General features: G+C 61.1%; 5 protein-coding genes. 3 read left to right on the forward strand and 2 right to left on the reverse strand.

Annotated elements, in window-relative coordinates; all coding sequences use genetic code 11:
- Positions 1-418: ACT domain-containing protein (locus tag A2I95_RS26795; protein ID WP_291734808.1), on the forward strand; the 418-nt coding region annotated here is incomplete at its 5' end.
- A gap of 92 nt (positions 419-510) precedes the next feature.
- The gene (locus tag A2I95_RS26800; protein ID WP_291734810.1) at positions 511-1239 is read left to right on the forward strand and encodes a metallophosphoesterase family protein; all 729 of its coding nucleotides are present in this window, start codon (positions 511-513) and stop codon (positions 1237-1239) included.
- 92 nt (positions 1240-1331) lie between these two features.
- On the opposite strand, the gene tdh is transcribed toward A2I95_RS26800, so the two are convergent.
- On the reverse strand, positions 1332-2360 hold the full coding sequence (gene tdh, locus A2I95_RS26805) for an L-threonine 3-dehydrogenase (RefSeq protein ID WP_291734815.1): 1029 nt from the start codon (positions 2358-2360) through the stop codon (positions 1332-1334).
- A 14-nt stretch (positions 2361-2374) separates the two neighbouring features.
- The gene (locus A2I95_RS26810; protein ID WP_027257151.1) at positions 2375-3562 is read right to left on the reverse strand and encodes a glycine C-acetyltransferase; all 1188 of its coding nucleotides are present in this window, start codon (positions 3560-3562) and stop codon (positions 2375-2377) included.
- 162 nt (positions 3563-3724) lie between these two features.
- On the opposite strand from A2I95_RS26810, the gene A2I95_RS26815 reads away from it, so the two are divergent.
- Positions 3725-4126, forward strand: a complete 402-nt coding sequence (locus A2I95_RS26815; protein ID WP_291734813.1) for a VOC family protein — start codon at positions 3725-3727, stop codon at positions 4124-4126.
- Positions 4127-4227: the final 101 nt, after the last annotated feature.

Raw genomic sequence — 4227 nt, forward strand, 5'->3', positions numbered from 1 at the left:
CAAGGAGCGCGGCATCCAGATTTCGACCACAAACCAGGACAAATCCGGTACATTCGACGGTTATGTCAAGGTGACCGCAGTGACTTCCAAGCGCGAGCGTTCAGTGGCAGGCACCGTGTTTTCCGACGGCAAGCCGCGGTTCATCCAGATCAAGGGTATCAACATCGAGGCCGAGGTCGGTGCGCATATGCTGTACACCACCAACGAGGACGTGCCTGGCATCATCGGCACCCTGGGCCACACTCTGGGCGAAAGCGATGTGAATATCGCCAATTTCACCCTGGGCCGCTCTGAAGCGGGCGGCGAAGCCATCGCGCTGCTTTATGTGGATGACGAGGTGCCGGCAGAGGTCCGCGCCAAGCTGGCCGAAACCGGGTTGTTCAACCAGATCAAGCCGCTGGCCTTCGACGTCGTCTGAAAGTTGACTGCGTAACTGGTTCAATCAGGAACGCCGCCCGGTTATAAGGGCGGCGTTTTCGTTTCCGGCCTCTTCAAACAAAGGACCTTGCAATGACCGCGCCTCTCTATGCGATCGGCGACATTCACGGCCAGCTTGCCATGCTGGATGGGGCATTGGCCCGGATCGAGGCCGACGGCGGCCCGGACGCGCGGATTGTCTTTTTGGGCGATTACACAGACCGCGGCCCGGACAGCCGCGGGGTGCTGGACCGGCTGACCGCAGGTCAGGAGGAGGGGCGCGACTGGATAACGCTGTTAGGCAACCATGACCGGATGTTTGCCTGGTTCATGGAGGACACGCCCCGCCATGACCCGCATTTGCTGGTCGGTTACCATTGGTTGCATGACCGCCTTGGCGGCACTGAAACGCTGGATAGCTACGGGTTGCAGTTTGATGACCGCACCCGGCTGGAGGATCTCCACGCCCGTGCCAAGGGCGCAGTCCCCCGGCGCCATGTCGATTTTCTGCGCAGCCTGAAACCCATGCACGAAACCCCTGAGATTGCCTTTGTCCATGCAGGCATCCGCCCTGGTGTGCCGCTGGCAAAGCAAAGCGAGAATGATCTGATCTGGATTCGCCAGAGCTTCCACAATTATTCAGGCCGGCACCCGAAGCTGATTGTGCATGGCCATACGCCAGTGGACCGCCCCGGCCACTACGGCAACCGCATCAACCTCGACGGCGGCGCCGGCTACGGCCGCCCGCTCAGTGCCGCTGTATTCGAAGGCCGCAGCTGTTGGCTGCTCACGGAATACGGCCGCCAACCGCTGACCCCGTAGTTCTCCTTATTCTTCTGGCCCAAAATATCCTTGGGGGTGAGTGCCAGCGGCGCGAGGGGGCAAAGCCCCCTTTATCGGCCCCTAAAACAAAATCAGGTCCAGTCCAGCACCACTTTGCCGCTGGACCCGGACTTCATCGCCGCAAAGCCTTCGGCAAAGTCATCCACGCCAAACCGGTGGGTGATCACCCGGCCCACATCCAGCCCGTTCTGCAGCATGGCGATCATCTTGTACCAAGTCTCGAACATTTCGCGGCCATAGACGCCCTTGAGGGTGATTGCCTTGAACACGATACGCGACCAGTCGACCGGCGATTTTCCCGGCGGAATGCCCAACAGAGCAATCTTGCCGCCCATCACCAGCGCCTCGACCATCTGATCCAGAGCCGCCTGGCTTCCGGACATCTCCAGCCCGACGTCAAACCCCTGTTTCAGGCCCAAATCGCGCACCACGTCCTGCAGGTCCTCCTGCGCCACGTTTACCGCGCGCACTGCCGGCGCCACATGTTCCGCCAGCGTCAGACGGTCCGGGTTGATATCGGTGATCACTACATGGCGCGCGCCGGCGTGTTTCGCCACCGCCGCCGCCATGATGCCAATGGGGCCTGCGCCGGTGATCAGCACGTCTTCGCCCAACAGATCAAAGCTCAGCGCCGTGTGCACTGCATTGCCCAAGGGGTCCAAAATGGCGCCGATCTCATCCGGGATATCCTCCGGCAGAGGCACCACGTTGAAGGCCGGCAGCTTCAGATACTGGGCAAAGGCGCCCTGCTCGTTCACCCCGATGCCGCGTGTGCCGGGATCCAGATGGAATTTGCCGGCCCGGCTCTGGCGCGAGTCCGTCTTGATCAGATGGCCCTCGCCGGAGCAGCGCTGACCCACCGCCAGATCGGTGACATTGCGCCCGATCTCGACGATTTCGCCCGCAAACTCATGGCCGGTAATCATCGGCACCGGTACGGTATGCGCAGCCCATTCATCCCAGTTCCAGATGTGGATGTCGGTGCCGCAGATGCCGGTCTTCTTCACCTTGATCAGCACCTCATCCGGGCCGATCTCCGGCACCGGCGCCCGCACCATCCACAGGCCCTCCTGCGGATGGCTCTTCTCCAGCGCCTTCATCGTGTTTGGACGGCTCATGTCACAATCCCTAGTTCATTGCCGACCTTGCCAAATGCGGCCAATGCCCTGTCCAGTTCATCCCGAGTCAGCGCCGCGTTCATCTGGGTGCGGATGCGCGCCTGGCCGCGCGGCACCACCGGGAAGAAGAAGCCGGAGACATAAACGCCTTCGTCAAACAGTTTTGCAGCCATATCCTGCGCCAGCTGCGCCTCGCCCAGCATCACGGGGATGATCGGATGCTCACCGGGTAAGAGATCAAAGCCCAGATTTTCCAAGCCAGCACGCCAGTAACGCGCATTCTCAAACAGCTGCGCCCGCAGCCCGTCCCCTTCCTCCACCAGCCGGATCGCCTCTAGCCCGGCAGCAACAATCGATGGCGGCAGCGAATTGGAGAACAAATAGGGCCGCGCCCGCTGCCGCAGCAGGTCGATCACTGGCTGCGGCCCGGCGATATAGCCGCCGATGGCCCCCCCAAGTGCTTTGCCCAAGGTTCCCGTCAGGATGTCCACGTCCACTCCGAAATGCTCCGGGGTGCCCGCGCCCGTTGCGCCCATGAAGCCGGTGGCGTGGCAGTCATCCACCATAACTACCGCATCGTATTTATCCGCCAGCGCGCGGATTTCGGGCAGCTTGGCCAGGTATCCATCCATCGAGAAAACGCCATCGGTCGCAATCATGATATGCCGTGCCCCATCCTCGCGCGCCTGTTTCAGCCAGGCCTCCAGATCGTTCATATCACTGTTCAGATACCGGTAGCGCTTGGCCTTGCACAGGCGCACCCCGTCGATGATCGACGCGTGGTTCAGCGAGTCCGAGATGATCGCATCCTCCGGCCCCAGCAGCGGCTCGAACAGCCCGCCGTTGGCGTCGAAGCAGGCGGCAAACAGGATCGCGTCATCCTTGCCTAGAAACTTGGCCAGGCGGCTCTCCAGCTCCCGGTGAATGTCCTGCGTCCCGCAGATGAAGCGCACGCTCGCCATGCCGAACCCTTTCGGCTCCATCGCCGATTTTGCGGCCTCGATCAGGGCGGGGTGGTCGGCCAGTCCAAGGTAGTTGTTGGCGCAGAGGTTGATCACCTGCCGGTCTCCAACCGTGATCTCGCCGCCCTGAGGCGAGGTGATCATTCGCTCACGTTTATACAGCCCCTCAGCCTCGATCTGGGCAAGCGTGTTGGAGATGTCGGTCAGAAATGCATTGGACATGAGCTAACTCCCTGGGTGTCTCGAGTCGCGTGTCTATCATAGCGGACGTGTTTCCGAAATACAGGATTTCAGTATCGCGGAAAAAAATCCGTGAAACCGGAACCGAGGGCGGAAACATCACCCGGCCGGACTATCTCATCCCAAAACAGGGAGGAAACAGTCATGGCACGGGTCACAGGCATCGGCGGGGTGTTCATCAAGGCGCACGGCGGCGCCAAGGAGTTGGCAGAATGGTACCGCGACCATCTGGGGCTAGACCTGGCGGATTTCGGCGGCGCCGTCCTCAATTGGGAGGAGGACAAGGCCGGCGACGGCGGCCTCACCGTATGGGCCACTGCTGATCCGGACGGGACCTGGTTCGACCCCAGTATCTCGGGCTTCATGATCAACTACCGGGTTGATGACATGGACGGCATGGTTGCCCAGCTGACTGCCGCAGACATTCCCATCCTGAAAGGGCCTGACGCCCATGAAAACGGCCGTTTTGCCTGGATCATGGACCCGGAAGGCAACAAGGTGGAGCTGTGGGAACCTGCGCTTTGGGATGAGAACAACAAGGGCTGACAGTCCCATTATGCCCTAATGGCAGGCACAAAAAAACGCGGCCCCTTTGCAGGGACCGCGTTTCAGAACTGCTAAGCTTGAAAGCTTATGCCAGCGCCAGG

Source organism: Leisingera sp. F5 (genome assembly GCF_001593695.1).